This is a genomic window from Nocardioides conyzicola, from assembly GCF_039543825.1.
Taxonomy (GTDB): Bacteria; Actinomycetota; Actinomycetes; order Propionibacteriales; family Nocardioidaceae; genus Nocardioides; species Nocardioides conyzicola.
The window spans coordinates 1,502,145-1,517,592 of sequence record NZ_BAABKM010000002.1 but is presented as its reverse complement, the minus strand read 5'-3'; the positions used below and the strand labels follow the sequence as shown (position 1 = coordinate 1,517,592).

Here is a 15,448-nt window from a genome sequence, read left to right as displayed (position 1 = left end):
GTCCCGCGTGTCAGGGTGTGGCGTGGCCGCGGTGACCAGCTCCGACGACAGGTCGTCGGGGTTCGGGCGCTTCTGGTGGGGCGAGGCGGTGTCCGGGATGGGCGACGCCGTCACGTCCTTGGCGCTGCAGACCCTGGTCCTGGTCACGCTCGGCGGGGGAGCGTCGCAGGTGGGATGGCTCAACTCGGCCAGATGGCTTCCGTACCTTCTCGTCGGTCTCGTCGTCGGCGCGCTGGTCGACCGGGTGCGGCGACGCCCGGTGATGGTGACGACGGACCTGGTCCGGGCGGCGCTGCTCGGTGCGATCCCGCTGGCGTGGGCCTGCGACGTCCTCAGCTTCCCGCTGCTCTTCGTCGTCGTGTTGCTGTTCGGGACCGTGTCACTGGTCAACGACGCGGCGTCGCTCTCGTTCGTGCCGCGTCTCGTGCCGCGAGCCGAGCTGCAGCGGGCGCACGCGCGGCTGGACGGGGCCGGTGCGGTGGCGCAGACCGCAGGACCCGCGCTCGCCGGCGCGCTGATCCGGATCCTGGGGGCGCCGGTCGCGGTGCTGGTCGACGCGGCGACGTACCTCTTCTCGGCGGTGATGGTGGCGTCCTTGAGAGGAGTCGCCGAGCCGCCCCTCGCCCGCCCCGCGGCGGTCGGCCTGCGTGGGCTGGCGTCGGAGATCGGCGAGGGCGCACGGTGGGCGTACGGCGCCTCCGGTCTGCGTCGCCTCGCGATCGCCACGCACGTGTGGTTCGCGGGGCAGGCGGTGCTGCTCGTGCTCGTCGTGCCCTACGGCTACCTCGAGCTGGGACTCACGCCGCTGCAGCTGGGTCTGGTGTTCGCCGTCGCCGGGGCGGGCGCGCTCGGCGGTGCGATGACCAGCACCGCGACCGGACGGCGCCTCGGCGGGGGTGGCGCGATCATCGGCTCGTACGCCCTCAGTGCGACCGGGGTGGTCGCGATGGTCACCGCCGCCTCGGTGCCGGGCGGGTGGGCGGCCGCCGTGCTGGGCGCCGGTCAGCTGTGCCACGGCTGGGCGATGGGGAACAGCAACTCCCACGAGATGACCATCCGCCAGTCGCGTACCCCCGACGAGCTGCAGGCCCGCACCAACACCACCCTGCGCTCGCTCAACCGTGCCGTGATCGTCGTGGTCTCGCCGGTCGTCGGGGTCCTGGCCGATCGCGTCGGGGTCCGGCCGGTGCTGGCCTCGGCTGCGGTGGTCTTCGCCGCCGCGGCGCTCATGCTCGCGCTGTCACCGTTCCGGCCGAAGCGGGAGGTCTGAGACGCCAGATACGGTGGACCCGATGGCCGCCTCCCCGACGAAGTCGCCCCAGATCACCCCGCTCGACCTCGGTCGGCTGGTCGACGGCGACCCCAGCGAGCTCCGCGACGGTGCCTACGTGGAGTCGGCCCGCTTCGCCGATCTCGTGCTGCCCCACCTGGCTCTCGCCGGGGCCGAGCTGGTCGCCGCCCGGTTCCAGGGACTGTCGGCGGACGAGGCGGACCTGAAGGGCGCCCGGCTGTCCGAGGTCGAGCTCGACCAGGTGGACGTGCCCGTCGTACGAGCCGCGCGCAGCCAGTGGCGCGACGTACGTGTCACGGGTCGGATCGGCTCGCTCGAGGCGTACGAGGCCGAGCTGCGCTCGGTGCACTTCGTCGGCTGCAAGCTCAGCTACGTCAACCTGCGCGGGGCGGAGCTGCTCGACGTCGCGTTCACGGACTGCGTGATCGAGGAGCTCGACCTGATCCAGGGCAAGGCGCGGCGGGTCCGCTTCTCCGGGACCCGGATCGCCCAGCTCGACGTCCAGCAGAGCGAGCTCCACGACGTGGACCTGCGCGGGGCGGAGCTGGAGGGCGTCACCGGTGTCGCCCACCTGCGCGGTGCCACCTTCAGCCCGCACCAGCTCGACCGGCTCGCGCCGCTCCTCGCGCTCGAGATCGGGATCAAGATCGAGGCTTGACCTTGACGTAGCGTCAACCCCGCATGGTGGGCGCATGACCCCACGAACGAACGCCATCGAGGTCACCGGGATCGCCAGGTCGTACGGCGACCAGCCGGTCCTGCTCGGCCTCGACCTCACCGTCCCGACCGGGACCGTCTACGCCCTGCTCGGGCCCAACGGTGCCGGCAAGACCACCATGGTCCGCATCCTCTCGACCCTGATCGCCGCCGACGCGGGCACCGCGCGGGTGGCCGGGCACGACGTCGCCCACGATGCCGACGGCGTACGCCGGTCCATCGGCGTCACCGGGCAGTTCTCCGCCATCGACGAGCTCCTGACGGGTCGCGAGAACCTCCGGCTGATGGCCGACCTGGCCCACCTGCCGAAGCCCGAGGCGCGGGCGAGGGTCGACGACCTGCTGTCGCGCTTCGACCTGACTGATGCCGCCGCCCGCCGCGCCGCGACGTACTCCGGCGGCATGAAGCGCCGTCTCGACCTCGCCATGACGCTGGTCGGCCGGCCGCGGGTGATCTTCCTCGACGAGCCGACGACCGGGCTCGACCCGCGCAGCCGCCGCGAGCTCTGGTCGATCGTCCGCGAGCTGCTCGCCGACGGCGTGACGATCTTCCTCACCACGCAGTACCTCGAGGAGGCCGACCAGCTCGCCGACACCGTCGGGCTCCTCGACGGCGGACGCCTCGTCGCCGAAGGCACGCCCGCCGAGCTCAAGGCCCAGGCGGGCGGCGAGACCCTCGACGACGTGTTCCTCAAGCTGACCGGACTGGAGACCCTCTGATGAGCACCATGACGTACGCCGTGCGCGACTCGACCACCATGCTGCGCCGCAACCTCAAGCACCTGGTCCGCTACCCGTCGCTGACCGTCACGATCATCGCGATGCCGGTGGTCTTCCTGCTGCTGTTCGTCTACGTCTTCGGCGGCACGATGGGGGCGGGCCTGCCCGGCGCCGGCGCCGACCCGCGGGCCGACTACCTCCACTACATCACCCCCGCCATCCTGGTGATGACCGTCGCGGCGGTCGCCAACAGCACCGCGATCCTGGTCGCGAAGGACGCGACCGAGGGGATCATCGACCGGTTCAGGACGTTGCCGATCGCCCGGTCGGCACCGCTCAACGGCCACGTTCTCGCGGCCCTGGCGCAGACCGTCTTCGGCGTGGTCGTGGTCCTCGCGATCGCGCTGGCGCTGGGCTACCGCGGCGGCGCCGGGCCTGTCGGCTGGCTCGGCGCAACCGGCACCCTCCTGCTGATGGGCCTGGCCGTGACCTGGCTGTGCGTGGCGCTCGGCCTGGCCAGCGGCAGCGTCGAGGCCGCCAGCAACGCGCCGATGCCGCTGATCCTGCTGCCGTTCCTCTCCAGCGCCTTCGTCCCGACCGACACGATGCCCTCCGGCCTGGCGTGGTTCGCCGAGCACCAGCCCTTCACGCCGATCATCGAGACGCTCCGCGCGTGCCTCGAGGGCCGCGACCCGGGCTCCGACGCCTGGTGGGCGGTCGGCTGGTGCGTCGCGATCATCGCGGTCTGCTGCTGGTGGGCAACCCGGCTGTTCGGCAGGGTTCGGGCAGGCTGACCCCATGCTCACGATCAGCCAGCTGGCGGCGTACGCCGGTGTCACGGTGCGGGCGGTGCGGCACTACCACCAGGTGGGGCTGCTGCCCGAGCCGGAGCGCAACGCCTCCGGATACCGGACGTACGGCGCCGGCGACGTCGTCCTGCTCATCCGGATCCGCACCCTGGCCGAGGCGGGCGTCCCGCTGGCTCGGGTGCACGAGCTGCTCGACGCCACGCCGGAGGAGCTGACGGACGCGGTGAGGCAGATCGACGGAGAGCTGCGCGCGAAGGTCCGCGAGCTGCAGGACCACCGTCGCCGGATCGCGGCGCTCGCCGCCGGTGACACGCTCGCCGTCCCGGCGGCGGTCGCGACGTACCTCGACAAGCTGCGCGCCAGTGGCGCGTCGGACCGGATGGTCGCGGGGGAGCGGGACGGCTGGATCCTGATGGCGGCGCGCTGGCCGGAGAAGATCCCGGAGTTCATGGCCGACAAGACCGCCCAGCTCGACGACCCGCGGACGGTGCGGCTCTACCGGCTCCTCGACGAGCTCGTCGAGCGGGGCATGGACGAGGAGCGGCTCAACGAGGTCGCCGACCTGATGGCCGAGCTGAGCCAGGAGGCGGCCGACCGTGGCGACCTGGACAACGTGGACCTGGAGCTCGGCGACGACGGGTTCGTCGCCCTGGTGGACGCCTTCGCGACCGACGCGCACCCGATGGTCGAGCGGCTCCAGGAGCTGATGGCCGAGCGTGGCTGGCGCGGCTGGGCACGGATGGAACGCGTCGACCCGGGGACCCTGTCGTCATGACGAGGTACGCCGACTACCCCACGAACGGCACCGCGTGGGCCGGTGCGTGGTCCTCCCCGGCAGCCGCTACACCCCCGACGGGCCGATGCTCTTCTTCGCCGCGCAGGTCGCGCTCGCCCGCGGCTGGGACGTCCGCCAGGTCTGGTGGGAGCCGCCGGCGTTCGACGACGACGCCGCCGAGGTCGCCTGGGTCGGCGACCAGCTGGACGCCGCGCTCGAGGGGTACGACGGCCGCGTGCTGGTCGTCGCGAAGTCGCTCGGCACCCTGGCGGTTGCCCGAGCCGCCGAGCGTGGGTACGCCGCAGCGTGGCTCACCCCGCTCCTCAGCGAGCCGGACCTCGCCGAGGCGCACCGCACCTACCCCGCGGCGCAGTACGTCGTCTTCGGCGCCGAGGACCCGTACTTCCGCCAGGACGTGCTCGACGCGCTGCCGGGCGAGCGCCTCGTCGTCCCCGGGGACCACGTCCTGCGGGTCCCGGGCGACCCGATCGGCATGGTCCGGAGCCACGAGATCTTCGTGCGGTCGTTCGACGCCTGGCTCAGCGCCTAGGTGGCGGCCTCGGCGCGCCGCCGGATCCGTCGGAGCGCGACGGCGACGACGCCCAGGTAGGCCGGCGCCCACCACGGCACGCTCATCTCGACCCGGCACCGGAAGGGACCGGTGCCGGTGACCGAGTGCTCGGTGGCCGGGACGCCCGCGACCGACCACGACCACGAGCGCCGCGGCTCCTCGGCGGTCCACTCGTCGACCCGGAAGGGCAGCCAGAGCCCGACGCTGGTCTGGACGGAGCCGGTGGCCCCGGCGGTCAGCCGGCGGCCTCCGTCGTCGAGCCGCGCCGACCGGACGGTCGGTCCCCAGTGGGGCCAGGAGTCGAGCTCCACCAGCTCGGCCCACGCGAGCTCGGCGGGTGCCGCGACGTCGATGCCGAGCCGGGCTCCCATCAGGGGGCGATGACCGCACCGGCGTGCGCCGGCACCGTGAGCGTCGTACCGACGAGGTCGACGCTGGACTCCGTCTCGAAGAGCAGCTCGCCCTCGTCGTCCAGCTCGATCACGGCCTCGGCGTCGCCGAAGTTGACGATCACGTGCACGTCGCCGCGCCACATCTCGAAGAGCCGTGCGTCCTCGTCGACCAGGCACGCGTTGTGGGCGAACGACGGGTCGGTCAGCTCGGGCCGCTCCCGACGGAGCACGGCGAGCCGCCGGTAGACGTCCAGCATCCGCGCGTGCCGGCCGGTGCCGGCCTCGGTCCAGCTGAGCTTGGAGCGCACGAACGTCTCCGGGTCCTGCGGGTCGGGGACGACGTCCGGGTCCCAGCCCATCTGCTCGAACTCCGCGATCCGGCCCTCGGCCGTGGCCTTGCCGAGCTCGGGCTCGGGGTGCGAGGTGAAGAACTGGAACGGCGTGGAGGCCGCCCACTCCTCGCCCTGGAAGAGCATCGGCGTGAAGGGGCCTGCCATCGTCAGCAGGGCCGCGCAGGCGAGCTGGTCGTCGTCGAGCGTCTCGGTGATCCGGTCGCCGACGGCGCGGTTGCCGATCTGGTCGTGGTTCTGGCTGGCTACGACGAGCCGCCAGCTCGGCATCTTGTCGGTGTCGATCCTGCGGCCGTGGTTGCGGCCGCGGAAGGAGGAGAACGTGCCGTCGTGGAAGAAGCCGCGCTCGACCACCTTCGCGAGCGCGTCCAGCGGCTCGAAGTCGGCGTAGTAGCCCGTCGTCTCCCGGGTCAGCGCCACGTGCACCGCGTGGTGGAAGTCGTCGCTCCACTGCGCGTCCAGGCCGTAGCCGCCGGCCTCGCGGGGCGTCACCAGCTTGGTGTCGTTGAGGTCGGACTCGGCGATCAGCGTCAGCGGCCGGCCGAGGTGGGCGGACAGGGCGGCGACCTCGACCGCCATCTCCTCCAGCAGGTGGACGGGGGACGAGTCGTCGAGCGCGTGCACGGCGTCGAGCCGCAGCCCGTCGACGTGGTAGTCCGACAGCCACATCTGCACGTTGTCGAGGATGTAGCGGCGTACGACGTCGGAGCCTTCGTCGTCGAGGTTGACCAGGTCGCCCCAGGTGTTGGCGCCGGACTTCAGGTAGGGGCCGTAGAGCGGCAGGTAGTTGCCGGACGGTCCGAGGTGGTTGTAGACGACGTCCTGGATGACGCCGATCCCGGCCGCGTGGCAGCCGTCGACGAAGCGCTGGTAGCCCGCGGGCCCGCCGTACCCCTCGTGCACCGCGTGCCACAGCACGCCGTCGTAGCCCCAGTTGTGGGTGCCGTTGAAGGCGTTGACCGGCATCACCTCGACGAAGTCGACGCCGATGTCGCGCAGGTGGTCGAGCTTGGTGAGCGCGGCGTCGAAGGTGCCCTCCGCCGTGAACGTCCCGATGTGCAGCTCGTAGATCACGGCGCCGGCGAGCTGGCGTCCCGTCCACGAGGAGTCGTGCCACTCGAACTCGGACGTGTCGAAGGTGCGCGAGAGCCCGTGCACGCCGTCCGGCTGGTGCCGCGAGAGCGGGTCGGGTCGCGGCGTCTCGTCGCCGTCGATGAGGTAGCCGTAGTCGATCTCCTCGCCGACCGGGTCGGGGACCTCCCCGGTGGGCGTCCACCAGTCGTCCTCGTCCTTGGCCATCTCGATCGTCTGCCCGGCGGCGACGAGGCGCAGCCGCGAGGGGCGCGGCGCCCAGATGTCGAACGGTCCGTAGGTCACGCGTTCTCCTTCACGAGCAGCGCCACCGGGTGGACGGCGAGCAGGTCGGCCAGCATCGCAGAGGCGGGCCGACCGGTCAGCACGTCGTGCCACTCGCCCGGCGGCAGGTCGAGCCGGGTGTCGCCCCAGCCGGCGGCGGCCAGGCCGGCCGGCAGCCGGGTGGCGACGGTGATCGCGCCACCGCGGTCGAAGGCGAGCACGTGCGCCGCCGCGGGTCCGCTGACGCCGACCGGTGCGTACGTCGAGAACAGGTCGGCCCGGTCCCGTCGCAGGGTCAGTGCCGCCCGTGTGACCTGCAGCTTGGCCTCGGCGTCGTCGGAGGCCGACCCGGCGAGCACGGCGTCGCGGTGGTCGAAGTCCACGAACCTGCGGTTGTCGGGGTCGACCAGCGACTGCTCCCACAGCTCGCTGCCCTGGTAGACGTCGGGCACGCCCGGCATCGTGATCGCGACCAGCTTGGCGGCCAGCGCGTTCGCGCGACCGGCGTCGTCCACGGCCGCGACCAGCCGGTCGAGGACGCGTCGTACGCCGTCGTCGTCGAAGGCCGCGTCGACCGCGGCGTGCACCGCGGACTCGTAGGCCTCGTCGGGCTCGGTCCACGTCGTGCGGTCGCCGGCCTCGCGCATCGCCTTCTCGGCGTACCCGTGTAGCCGGCTGCGCAGGTCGGGGTCGGACGAAGTGGGCCAGGCGCCGAGGATCGCCTGCCACAGCAGGGATCCGAAACCCGGGTCGGGCACCGGCGCGAGCGCCAGCAGCTCGTCGATCGCCGACTCCCAGACGCCTGGCATCTCGGCCAGCGCGGTGATGCGGGCGCGCACGTCCTCGCCGCGCTTGGTGTCGTGGGTCGACAGCGTCGTCATCGCGAGCGGCCAGTCGCGCTGCCGCTCGGCCATCGCCGCGTGGAACTCGTCGACCGTCACGGAGAAGACGCTTGGGTCGCCGCCGACCTCGTTGAGCGAGGTGAGCCGCGAGTAGCGGTAGAACGCGCAGTCCTCGACGCCCTTCGCCATCACCATGCCGCTGGTCTGCTGGAAGCGTCGCGCCGGCGGCGTCCAGCCGTCGCTGAGGATCGGGTGCAGGACGTCGTACGTCGCGGCGAGGTCCGGCCGGTGCGTGCGCGCCAGGTCGAACGCGTGTTCCAGGTGGTCGAGACCCTCGGGCAGGTAGGACCGGTAGACCGGGAAGCACGCGAGCAGCTCGGCGATCGCGTCCTCGACGGCCTTGAACGAGGCCTCGGTCGTCATCCGGCGCACCTCACGGGTGATCCGGCGGACCTCGGAGTGCAGGATCCCGTCGGCCACGTCGCGCTTGGTGCCGTGGATCAGCTCGGCCCAGTCGACGGGTCCGCCGCGCAGGCGGGACTCGAGCGCGTCGAGCGGCTCCCGCCCGGCCGGGTCGGTGAGGACGCGGTCGACGAGCCCGAGGGCGTCGTACCCGGTCGTGCCCTGGGTGGCCCAGTCGGTCGACAGGGACTCGCCGGGCTCGAGGATCTTCTCGACCAGCACGTAGGCGCCGCCGGTCAGGGTGGCGAGGTCGTCGAGGTAGCGCTTCGGGTCGCGCAGGCCGTCGGGGTGGTCGACCCGGAGGCCGTCGACCAGGCCCTCCTCGAACCAGCGGCGGATCTCGATGTGCGTCTCCGCGAAGACCTCGGGGTCCTCGACGCGGACGGCGGCGAGGCTGTTGACCGCGAAGAACCGGCGGTAGTTGAGGTTGTCGTCCGCCTCGTGCCAGTTGACGAGGCGGTAGTGCTGCTCCTCGTGCGTGCTGGTGCCGGGAGCGAGCGGGAAGCGGAGGTCGTGGTAGCGGAGCTCGCCGCCCACCACCTCGATCGCGTCCTCGTCGCCGTCGCCGACGACCGGGATGAGCAGCTTGCCGTCACCGGCCGGCCACTCGATGTCGAAAGCCGTCGCGTGCTCCGACTCGCGGCCGTGCTGGAGCACGTCCCACCACCACGCCTCGTCCGTGGGCGAGGCGACGCCGACGTGGTTGGGCACGATGTCGACGAGCACGCCCATGCCGAGCCGACGGGCCTCGGCGGACAGCGTGCCGAGCCCCTCGGTCCCGCCGCGCGAGGTGTCGACGTGGTCGAACGCGACCACGTCGTACCCGTGCGTGCTGCCGGGCTCGGCAGCGAGCAGCGGCGACAGGTAGACCCAGTCGACGCCGAGGTCGTGCAGGTAGCGGAGCCGGCGGGCGGCCTCGAACAGGTCGAAGTCCTCCGTGATCTGGAGCCGGTAGGTGCTGACCGGGGTCCTCATCGCGATCAGGAGTTCTGCGTCAACGCGGCGACCGACGCGGCGACGGAGTGGTCGGGCTCGGCCTCCGGTTCGGTGAACTCGCGGAGCACGATCAGGCTGCGGTGCTCCATGTGGATCGTCGCACCCGCCTTGCAGACCTCGGTCTCGTCCGCGGAGCCACCGGTGTCGATGACGATGTCCCAGGCCGCGGCGTACTCCTCCGGCGGGAGGGTCACCTCGGCCGGGCCGTCGGCGTTGAAGTAGATGAGGAAGTGGTCGTCGCTGATCGCCTGGCCGCGGGCGTCCTTGCCGGCGATGCCGTGGCCGTTGAGGTACATGCCGATCGCCTGCGCGCCGCCGTCCCAGTCGCCGTCCTCCATCGGCCGGCCCTCGAGGTGCAGCCAGACGATGTCGTTGAGGCGCTCGCCGTCACCGGTGCGGACCGTGGACCCGGTGAAGAACCGCTTGCGGCGGAAGGTCGGGTGCGTACGCCGCAGCCGGATCAGCGCGGACGTGAACTCCATGAGCGGCTTGTCGGCCTTGTCCCAGTGCATCCACGCGATCTCGGAGTCCTGGGCGTAGGTGTTGTTGTTGCCGTCCTGGGTGCGGCCCATCTCGTCGCCGTGCAGGATCATCGGGACGCCCTGGCTGAGCAGCAGGGTGGCGAGGAAGTTGCGCTGCTCGCGGGCGCGGAACGCCTGGATCTCGGGGTCGTCGGTCGGCCCCTCGGCCCCGTGGTTCCACGAGCGGTTGTGGCTCTCGCCGTCGTTGTTGTCCTCGCCGTTGGCGTCGTTGTGCTTCTCGTTGTAGGACACGAGGTCGCGCAGCGTGAAGCCGTCGTGGGCGGTGACGAAGTTGATGCTTGCGACGGGGCGTCGACCGGAGTGCTCGTAGTAGTCGGACGACCCGGCCAGCCGGGACGCGAACTCGCCGAGCGCGGGCTCGCCGCGCCAGAAGTCGCGCACGGAGTCGCGGTAGGCGCCGTTCCACTCGGTCCACTGCGGCGGGAAGCCGCCGACCTGGTAGCCGCCGGGGCCGATGTCCCACGGCTCGGCGATCAGCTTGACCTGGCTGACGACCGGGTCCTGCTGCACGAGCTCGAAGAACGTCGCGAGCCGGTCCACCTCGTAGAACTCGCGCGCCAGCGTCGACGCGAGGTCGAAGCGGAAGCCGTCGACGTGCATCTCGGTGACCCAGTAGCGCAGTGAGTCCATGATCAGCTGCAGCGAGTGCGGGTGCCGCACGTTGAGCGAGTTCCCGGTGCCGGTGTAGTCCATGTAGAACTTCGGGTCGTCCTCGACCAGGCGGTAGTAGGCCTCGTTGTCGATGCCGCGGAAGCTCAGCGTCGGGCCCATGTGGTTGCCCTCGGCGGTGTGGTTGTAGACCACGTCGAGGATGACCTCGATGCCGGCCATGTGCATGGCCTTCACCATCGACTTGAACTCCTGGACCTGCTGGCCCTCACCGCTCGCGGCGTACGACGCCTCGGGCGCGAAGAAGCCGATCGTGTTGTAGCCCCAGTAGTTGCGCAGGCCCTTCTCGAGCAGCGTGCTGTCCTGGACGAACTGGTGCACCGGCATCAGCTCGATGGCGGTGATCCCGAGCTTGGTCAGGTGCTCGGTGACGGCCGGGTGCGCGAGGCCGGCGTACGTGCCCCGCTGCTCCTCGGGCACGTCGGGGTGCAGCTGCGTCAGGCCCTTGACGTGCGCCTCGTAGATGACCGACTCGTTGTAGGGGATGTCGAGGCGGCGGTCGCCCTCCCAGTCGAAGAACGGCGTGATCACGACGCTCTTCATCATGTGGGCGGCGGAGTCCTCGTCGTTGCGCGACTCCGGGTCGCCGAAGTTGTAGCCGAAGAGCGACTGGTCCCACTCGATGTCGCCGGCCGTGGCCTTGGCGTAGGGGTCGAGCAGCAGCTTGTTGGGGTTGCAGCGCTGTCCCTGGTCCAGGTCCCAGGGGCCGTGCACGCGGTAGCCGTAGCGCTGGCCGGGCTGCACCGACGGCAGGTAGCCGTGCCAGACGTACGCGTCGACCTCGGTCAGCTCGACCTGGGTCTCGGTGCCGTCGGCGTCGAACAGGCAGAGCACGACCTTCTCGGCCACCTCGCTGAAGATCGCGAAGTTCGTGCCACTCCCGTCGAACGTCGCACCCAGCGGGTAGGCGCGTCCGGGCCAGACCTCCACAGCACCCTCCCCATGGTTCACTGCACGGTCGTCGATTGGATCGATCAAAGCACACCCCTCACTGGTCCCCGCTACTGCAGCGTTACGTACCCGTTGCCGGACTCCGGGAACCCCTCCCGGGAATGGTCGCGCGTCACACCCGGTTGGCGCCGTACGTGACCCACACCGAGATCACCCGCGCCAGTGTCGGCCTGCGCAGCGAGCGCGGGCCGATCCTGCTGGCCGTCATGCTCAGCCTCGGCCTGGTCGCGATCGACTCCACGATCCTCGCGACCGCGGTGCCGGCGGTGGTCGGCGACCTCGGCGGGTTCACCCAGTTCCCCTGGCTGTTCTCCGTCTACCTGCTGGCCCAGGCCGTCACGGTCCCGGTCTACGCCAAGCTCGCGGACCAGTACGGCCGCAAGCCGGTGATGCTCGTCGGCATCGGTCTCTTCGTCCTCGGCTCGCTGCTGTGCGGGCTCGCGTGGAGCATGGGCGCGCTGATCGCGTTCCGGGCCGTGCAGGGACTCGGCGCCGGCGCGGTGCAGCCGATGAGCATGACGATCGTCGGCGACATCTACTCGCTCGAGGAGCGCGCCAAGGTCCAGGGGTACGTCGCGAGCGTCTGGGCGATCTCCGCCGTCATCGGTCCCACGCTGGGCGGCGTGTTCGCCGACTACGCCTCGTGGCGGTGGATCTTCCTGATCAACCTCCCGCTCGGCCTGCTCGCGGCCGCGATGATCTGGCGCAACTTCCACGAGCAGATCGAGCGCCGCTCCCACACGATCGACTACGCCGGCTCGGTGCTGCTCACCGGCGGTGGCGTGCTCCTGCTGCTGGCGCTCCTCGAGGGAGGCGTCCGGTGGGGCTGGGGCTCCCCGGTGAGCATCGCCCTCTTCGTGACCTCGGTGGTGCTGCTCGCGGCCTTCGTGCTGGCGGAGCGGCGGGCGGCCGAGCCGGTGCTGCCGCTGTGGCTGCTGCGGCACCGCGTGGTGGTCGCGGCGATGGTCACCTCGCTCGTCGTCGGCGTGCTGATGATGGGCCTGTCGACGTACGTCCCCCTCTACGCGCAGAGCGTGCTCGGGTACGGCGCCGTCGTCGCCGGCTTCGCCCTCGCCGCCATGACGCTGGGCTGGCCGATCGCGGCGTCCAACTCCGGCCGGCTCTACCTGAGCATCGGCTTCCGCGGGACGATGCTGATCGGCGGTGCGATCGCCGCGGTCGGCACCTCGCTGCTCCTGCTGGTCGGCCCGGACAGCTCGATCTTCGTGCTGGCGCTGCCCTGCTTCGTGATGGGCCTCGGCTTCGGCCTGGTCGCCAGCCCGTCGATCATCGCCGCCCAGTCGTCCGTGACCTGGCAGGACCGTGGCGTCGCGACGGGCTCGACGATGTTCGCCCGCTCGGTCGGGAGCGCGCTCGGCGTCGCGGTCTTCGGTGCGATCGTCAACCACGAGGTGGCGTCCCGGCTCGGCCGCGGCGTACCCGACGTCTCGAACCTGACGCCGGGGATCCTCGACCCCGCCATCCACCAGGTCTTCCTGGCCTCGGCGATCGCGGCGGTGCTGCTCCTGGGCGTCGGCCTGCTGATGCCGAAGCGGATCAGCGAGCCGGACGAACAGCCAGGATCGAGCTGAGCACGCCGGGGTACGTCTTCTCGACGTCCTCGAGCCGCAGCTCCTGGTGGGTCTGGCCGCCGATGACGCTGCGCTCGGTCACCCCGGCCTCGCGGAGGATCTTGAAATGGTGGCTGGCCGTCGACTTGCTGACCTCGTCGTAGAGCTGGGCGCAGGGCGCCGGCCCACCCTCGGCGTACATCCGCCGCACCATCTCCAGCCGCACCGGGTCGGACAGCGCGGCGAGCACGTCCTGCAGGGAGCCGACCTCGGCTCGCTCGGTCTCGGCCATGTGGTTCTCCTCACCTCGGTTTGATAATCATCGAACCGAGTCCTACGGTGGTGTCTGTTCGATCTTCATCGAACTTACCACGCAGGAGGACGACATGAGCGCGATCGTGACGCAGCAGACGACGGGCCAGACGACTGGCCGGGCCGCCGACCACACCACCGGTCAGCGCTGGGCCTACCCCCTGCTGATCGCGCTCCTGGCCGCCTCGATGGGCGTCTCCGGCGCGCCCGCCCCGCTATACGGCCTCTACGAGCAGCGCTGGGACCTCGCGCCGCTCACCACCACGCTGGTCTTCGCGGCGTACGCCGCCGCCGCGCTCGCCGCTGTCCTGATGGCCGGGCAGGCGTCGGACAAGTACGGCCGCAAGCCCCTCCTCGTCGGCGCCGCCGTCGGCATGATCGCCGGGCTGGTCGTCTTCATGACCGCCGACGGCGTGGCCGCGCTCTTCGTCGCGCGGGTCCTGCACGGCGCCTCGGTCGGCACGGCGGTCGTGGTCGGCAGCGCCGCGCTCCTCGACCTGCGCCCGTCGCGCGGCGCCCGCACCGGCCACCTGACCGGCATCATGATCAACGCCGGCATCGCGGTGACCATCCTCGCCGCCTCGCTGCTGGCCCAGTTCGCGCCGCACCCCTACGTCGCGCCGTACGCCGTCGTGGCGGTCGTCATCCTGGCCATGCTGCTCGGGCTGGTGGCGATGATCGAGCCCCACGCCGCGCGCACCGGCCGGACGTCGGGCCCCCTGCGGCTGACCCGCCCGCACGTGCCGGCCTCGATCAAGGCGGACTTCCGCTTCGCCGTCCTCGGCGTGATGGCCGCGTGGTCCGTGCTCGGCGTCTACCTGTCGCTCTTCCCGACCTTCGCGGGCCAGCAGACCGGCGTGCACAGCCTCGTCTTCGGTGGCGCCGTCGTCGCCGCGATGGCCGGCTCCGCTGCCCTCAGCCAGGCCCTCGGCAGCCGACTGGCCGCCAAGCGGGCCGCGATCCTCGGCGACTTCGGCACCGCAGCCGCGCTGGGCGTCAGCGTGCTCGCCCTCGACAGCGGCCACGCCGGCCTGGTCGGCGCCGCCGCGGTCTTCATGGGCCTGTCCTTCGGGCTGGCGTTCGGCGGCTCGCTGCGCCACCTCGGCAGCGTCGTCCCCGCCGACCAGCGCGGCCAGGTGATGTCGGCGTACTACGTGCTCGGCTACAGCGCGATGATCGTGCCGACCATCCTCGCCGGGTGGGCGGCCACGGTCTGGGGGCTGTCGGCGATCTTCCCGTGGTTCTCGCTCGCCGTCGCGCTGGCCTGCCTCACCGCCGGGACGCTCGGCCTGGCCGGCCGTCGCGTGGTCGCCGTCGCTGCCTAGTGCCGCTCGGCGACGACCTGCCACATGCCGCCGAGGCCGACGTAGGGCTCCTGGTCGCACAACGCGAGCTCGAGCCGTTCGAGCGCCGCGAAGTAGGTGGGGTCGTCCTTGAGGGTGTCGTCGGCGATGTAGTCGTTGGCCACCCGCGCGGCGTACCTGCCGACCGGGGTCAGGCCCTCGGCGGCCAGGAGCACCTCCATCTCGTCGGCGGTCACCTTGCGCACGGTCGTGTCGAAGGTGGCTGCCTCCAGGCGGTTGGCCGCCAGCTCGGCGAGAGCGGCCTCCGGGCCCTCGCGGGTGAGCCGCATGACCACCCGTGCGGCGGGGTTCGGAGCCATCACCGACAGCCGGCCTCCGGTCCGGAGCGCGGCGGCGAGACGCCCGACGTCGCCGGAGTCGGCGGGGCGGTACTGCAGCACGCAGTGGCACAGCACCAGGTCGTACCCGTCGCCCGCGGCCGACAGGTCGTCCACCGTGCCCTCCAGCGTCCGCACCCGGTCGCCGACGCCGGCCTCCTCGGCCCGGCGCCGTGCCTCGGCGAGCCACGACGGCGCCGGGTCGAGCACGGTCACGTCGTGACCGGCCTCTGCCAGCGGCACGGCGTCGCCGCCGTCGCCACCGCCGACGTCGAGGATCCGGAGCCCGCCTTCCCCGCCACCGAGCGCGGCCGTCTGGCGGCCCAGGGTCTCGCGCACCACGCTGAAGCGCAGGCGACCCCACGGTGCCTGGCACCAGGCCTGCCACTGGGCGAGCTTCTCGTCGAACGACACCTCGGTCATGCGCACACCCTCTCTCGTC

At 71.8% G+C, this 15,448-nt stretch carries 14 protein-coding genes; 8 read left to right on the top strand and 6 right to left on the bottom strand.

Going from position 1 to position 15,448, the window contains the following annotated elements; all coding sequences use genetic code 11:
- Positions 1-22 precede the first annotated feature (22 nt).
- From ABEA34_RS10455 to ABEA34_RS10430, 6 genes are read left to right on the top strand one after another with little or no spacing between them, the layout of a single operon-like run.
- Positions 23-1,270 (top strand): MFS transporter, encoded by a 1,248-nt coding sequence (locus ABEA34_RS10455; RefSeq protein ID WP_345521194.1) that lies wholly within the window; start codon positions 23-25, stop codon positions 1,268-1,270.
- 22 nt (positions 1,271-1,292) lie between these two features.
- Complete coding sequence (locus ABEA34_RS10450; RefSeq protein ID WP_345521193.1) at positions 1,293-1,949, top strand: pentapeptide repeat-containing protein; 657 nt, start codon at positions 1,293-1,295, stop codon at positions 1,947-1,949.
- A 34-nt stretch (positions 1,950-1,983) separates the two neighbouring features.
- Positions 1,984-2,727, top strand: coding sequence for an ABC transporter ATP-binding protein (locus ABEA34_RS10445; RefSeq protein ID WP_345521192.1), 744 nt, complete (start codon positions 1,984-1,986; stop codon positions 2,725-2,727).
- Positions 2,727-3,521 carry an ABC transporter permease gene (locus tag ABEA34_RS10440; RefSeq protein ID WP_345521191.1) on the top strand — a complete coding sequence of 265 codons (795 nt, stop codon included), beginning with the start codon at positions 2,727-2,729 and terminating at the stop codon, positions 3,519-3,521. Before ABEA34_RS10445 ends, ABEA34_RS10440 begins: the two co-directional genes overlap by 1 nt.
- A 4-nt stretch (positions 3,522-3,525) precedes the next feature.
- A complete protein-coding gene (locus ABEA34_RS10435) occupies positions 3,526-4,311 on the top strand; it encodes a MerR family transcriptional regulator (protein WP_345521190.1) in 786 nt (261 codons plus the stop codon).
- A gap of 46 nt (positions 4,312-4,357) precedes the next feature.
- A complete protein-coding gene (locus ABEA34_RS10430) occupies positions 4,358-4,861 on the top strand; it encodes an alpha/beta hydrolase family protein (RefSeq protein ID WP_345521189.1) in 504 nt (167 codons plus the stop codon).
- On the opposite strand, the gene ABEA34_RS10425 is transcribed toward ABEA34_RS10430, so the two are convergent.
- Genes ABEA34_RS10425 through glgX form a run of 4 tightly spaced genes read right to left on the bottom strand, consistent with a single transcriptional unit; the run spans position 4,858 to position 11,421 of the window.
- Positions 4,858-5,253 carry an SRPBCC family protein gene (locus ABEA34_RS10425; RefSeq protein ID WP_345521187.1) on the bottom strand — a complete coding sequence of 132 codons (396 nt, stop codon included), beginning with the start codon at positions 5,251-5,253 and terminating at the stop codon, positions 4,858-4,860. The genes ABEA34_RS10430 and ABEA34_RS10425 overlap by 4 nt on opposite strands.
- Positions 5,253-7,001: a malto-oligosyltrehalose trehalohydrolase gene (gene treZ, locus ABEA34_RS10420; RefSeq protein WP_345521186.1), complete on the bottom strand. Its 1,749-nt coding sequence runs from the start codon at positions 6,999-7,001 to the stop codon at positions 5,253-5,255. The genes ABEA34_RS10425 and treZ overlap by 1 nt, the downstream gene beginning before the upstream one ends.
- Positions 6,998-9,259: a malto-oligosyltrehalose synthase gene (gene treY, locus ABEA34_RS10415; protein WP_345521185.1), complete on the bottom strand. Its 2,262-nt coding sequence runs from the start codon at positions 9,257-9,259 to the stop codon at positions 6,998-7,000. The genes treZ and treY overlap by 4 nt, the downstream gene beginning before the upstream one ends.
- 5 nt (positions 9,260-9,264) lie before the next feature.
- A complete protein-coding gene (glgX, locus tag ABEA34_RS10410; RefSeq protein ID WP_345521184.1) occupies positions 9,265-11,421 on the bottom strand; it encodes a glycogen debranching protein GlgX in 2,157 nt (718 codons plus the stop codon).
- 155 nt (positions 11,422-11,576) lie between these two features.
- Here glgX and ABEA34_RS10405 point away from each other — a divergent pair, with 155 nt between their 5' ends.
- Positions 11,577-13,034 carry an MDR family MFS transporter gene (locus tag ABEA34_RS10405; protein ID WP_345521183.1) on the top strand — a complete coding sequence of 486 codons (1,458 nt, stop codon included), beginning with the start codon at positions 11,577-11,579 and terminating at the stop codon, positions 13,032-13,034.
- On the opposite strand, the gene ABEA34_RS10400 is transcribed toward ABEA34_RS10405, so the two are convergent.
- Complete coding sequence (locus tag ABEA34_RS10400) at positions 13,000-13,305, bottom strand: ArsR/SmtB family transcription factor (protein ID WP_345521182.1); 306 nt, start codon at positions 13,303-13,305, stop codon at positions 13,000-13,002. The genes ABEA34_RS10405 and ABEA34_RS10400 overlap by 35 nt on opposite strands.
- 94 nt (positions 13,306-13,399) lie before the next feature.
- Here ABEA34_RS10400 and ABEA34_RS10395 point away from each other — a divergent pair, with 94 nt between their 5' ends.
- Positions 13,400-14,650, top strand: a complete 1,251-nt coding sequence (locus ABEA34_RS10395) for an MFS transporter (RefSeq protein WP_345521181.1) — start codon at positions 13,400-13,402, stop codon at positions 14,648-14,650.
- On the opposite strand, the gene ABEA34_RS10390 is transcribed toward ABEA34_RS10395, so the two are convergent.
- Positions 14,647-15,429 carry a methyltransferase domain-containing protein gene (locus ABEA34_RS10390; RefSeq protein ID WP_345521180.1) on the bottom strand — a complete coding sequence of 261 codons (783 nt, stop codon included), beginning with the start codon at positions 15,427-15,429 and terminating at the stop codon, positions 14,647-14,649. The genes ABEA34_RS10395 and ABEA34_RS10390 overlap by 4 nt on opposite strands.
- Between the last annotated feature and the right edge of the window lie 19 nt (positions 15,430-15,448).

Excerpts from the sequence above, each read along its gene's own strand:
- ABEA34_RS10450 (WP_345521193.1), top strand. The coding sequence starts at position 1,293 with ATGGCCGCCTCCCCGACGAAGTCGCCCCAGATCACCCCGCTCGACCTC.
- ABEA34_RS10445 (WP_345521192.1), top strand. The coding sequence starts at position 1,984 with ATGACCCCACGAACGAACGCCATCGAGGTCACCGGGATCGCCAGGTCG.
- ABEA34_RS10440 (WP_345521191.1), top strand. The coding sequence starts at position 2,727 with ATGAGCACCATGACGTACGCCGTGCGCGACTCGACCACCATGCTGCGC.
- ABEA34_RS10435 (WP_345521190.1), top strand. The coding sequence starts at position 3,526 with ATGCTCACGATCAGCCAGCTGGCGGCGTACGCCGGTGTCACGGTGCGG.
- ABEA34_RS10425 (WP_345521187.1), bottom strand. The coding sequence starts at position 5,253 with ATGGGAGCCCGGCTCGGCATCGACGTCGCGGCACCCGCCGAGCTCGCG.
- treY (WP_345521185.1), bottom strand. The coding sequence starts at position 9,259 with ATGAGGACCCCGGTCAGCACCTACCGGCTCCAGATCACGGAGGACTTC.
- ABEA34_RS10400 (WP_345521182.1), bottom strand. The coding sequence starts at position 13,305 with ATGGCCGAGACCGAGCGAGCCGAGGTCGGCTCCCTGCAGGACGTGCTC.
- ABEA34_RS10395 (WP_345521181.1), top strand. The coding sequence starts at position 13,400 with ATGAGCGCGATCGTGACGCAGCAGACGACGGGCCAGACGACTGGCCGG.
- ABEA34_RS10390 (WP_345521180.1), bottom strand. The coding sequence starts at position 15,429 with ATGACCGAGGTGTCGTTCGACGAGAAGCTCGCCCAGTGGCAGGCCTGG.